General features: G+C 67.0%; 1 protein-coding gene and 2 pseudogenes. All 3 read right to left on the reverse strand.

All coding sequences use genetic code 11. The features are described from left to right. A pseudogene (locus HUK84_RS17045) lies at nucleotides 1–244 on the reverse strand (protein tyrosine phosphatase); the annotation flags it as partial. Between the two features lie 97 nt (nucleotides 245–341). Continuing rightward, the gene (locus HUK84_RS17050; protein WP_176641330.1) at nucleotides 342–1,124 is read right to left on the reverse strand and encodes a succinate dehydrogenase iron-sulfur subunit; all 783 of its coding nucleotides are present in this window, start codon (nucleotides 1,122–1,124) and stop codon (nucleotides 342–344) included. Nucleotides 1,125–1,212: 88 nt separating this feature from the next. Further along, nucleotides 1,213–1,735, reverse strand: a pseudogene (locus tag HUK84_RS17055) (succinate dehydrogenase/fumarate reductase flavoprotein subunit); the annotation flags it as partial.

Genomic DNA, 1,735 nt, shown 5'->3' on the forward strand with positions numbered 1-1,735 from the left:
CCCGCGACAGCGCGTCCGACCCGCATCTGCGATGGCCGCGCAGATTGACCAGCGTCCGCAGGCTGTGGCGCCGCGTCAGCGCGGCCAGCCGGCGCGGGGTGGGGTGGTTGCAGCGATAGACCTTGCCCGGGACGACGGCGGCGAAATTGGTCCAGGGCAGGCGGAAGATCGCATGATCGACGAACAGGCTGTCGATCCAGGCCCGTCGCCGTTCGGCCGGCGTGGCTAGGGTTCCGTCGAACAAGGCGGTCGCTTTCCTCGGACAAAAAGGGCGCCGGATGTGTCCCATCCGGCGCCGCATTCGTCAATCTCCCGCGGCGTTCGCGCCGCGCCCGTCCGGGTCAGATCTTGCGTTCCAGTTGCAGGTCCTTGATCCGGGCGATCGCCTTGGCCGGGTTCAGCCCCTTGGGGCAGGTCTGGGTGCAGTTCATGATCGTCCGGCAGGCATACAGCTTCAGCGGATCCTCCAGCGCGTCCAGCCGGTCGCCGGTATGCTCGTCGCGGCTGTCGGCGATCCAGCGATAGGCCGCCAGCAGCGTGGCCGGCCCCAGATACCGGTCGCCGTTCCACCAATAGGACGGACAGGACGTGGTGCAGCAGAAGCACAGGATGCATTCCCACATCCCGTCCAGCTCGGCGCGTTCCGCGACGCTCTGGCGGCGTTCCGAATCCGGCGGCGGCGCGGTGTCGGATTTCAGCCAGGGCTCGATCGCGCGCAACTGGGCATAGGCGCCGCTCAGGTCGGGGACCAGGTCCTTGACCACGGGCATGTGCGGCAGCGGATAGATCGAGACCGCGTTCTTCACGTCGCGGATCGGCTTCAGGCACGCCAGCGTGTTCTCGCCGTCGATATTCATCGCGCAGGATCCGCAGATCCCCTCGCGGCACGACCGCCGGAAGGTCAGGGTGGGGTCGATGTCGTTCTTGATGTGGATCAGCGCGTCCAGCACCATCGGGCCGATCGCGTCCAGGTCGATCTCGTACGTATCGACCACCGGATTGGCCCCGTCATCGGGGTTCCAGCGATAGACGCGGAAGGGCTTGACGTTCGTGGCGCCCGGGGCCGCCGGAAACAGACGGCCCTTTCCGATCTTGCTGTTCCTGGGCAGGCTGAATTCGACCATCGTCTCGTTCCTTTTTCCGCCACGTCGCGTCGCAGAGACGCGCTTTCTTTGACTTTCACATCGGTGGACGCGCGTCTTGCGCGTCGCGTCAGTAGACGCGCTTCTTGGGTGGAAAGACCTGGACCGCGTCGGTCAGCGTCTTCATGTGCACGGGGCGATAGGACAGGTCCACGCCGCCCTGGTCGTCCAGATGGGCGACGGTGTGCTTCATCCAGTTCTCGTCGTCGCGCTCGGGATAGTCGTCATGGGCCTGCGCCCCGCGGCTTTCGTGCCGCGCATCGGCGCCGGCCATCGTCACCGTGGCGTTGGCCAGCAGGTTCTCGAATTCCAGCGCCTCCATCAGGTCGCTGTTCCAGATCAGCGAGCGGTCGGCGACCGACAGGTCGGGCAGGCCGGTCCAGATATTGGCGATCTTCCCGACGCCCTCGGCCAGGCTCCTGGTATTGCGAAAGACGGCGGCGTGCTTCTGCATCGTGCGCTGCAGCGTGTCGCGCATGGCTGCGACACGCGTGCCGCCCTTGGCGAAGCGCAGCCGGTCCAGCCGGTCCAACGCCGCCTCGCCCGCCTTGGGCGGCAGCGGCGCGATGCTCTCGGCGGGCCGGATCAGTTCG

Source organism: Nguyenibacter vanlangensis (genome assembly GCF_013376155.1).
Classification (GTDB): Bacteria; Pseudomonadota; Alphaproteobacteria; order Acetobacterales; family Acetobacteraceae; genus Gluconacetobacter; species Gluconacetobacter vanlangensis.

Bases quoted from the DNA above. Each gene is read 5' to 3' on its own strand.
- HUK84_RS17050 (WP_176641330.1), bottom strand. From the start codon at position 1,124: ATGGTCGAATTCAGCCTGCCCAGGAACAGCAAGATCGGAAAGGGCCGT.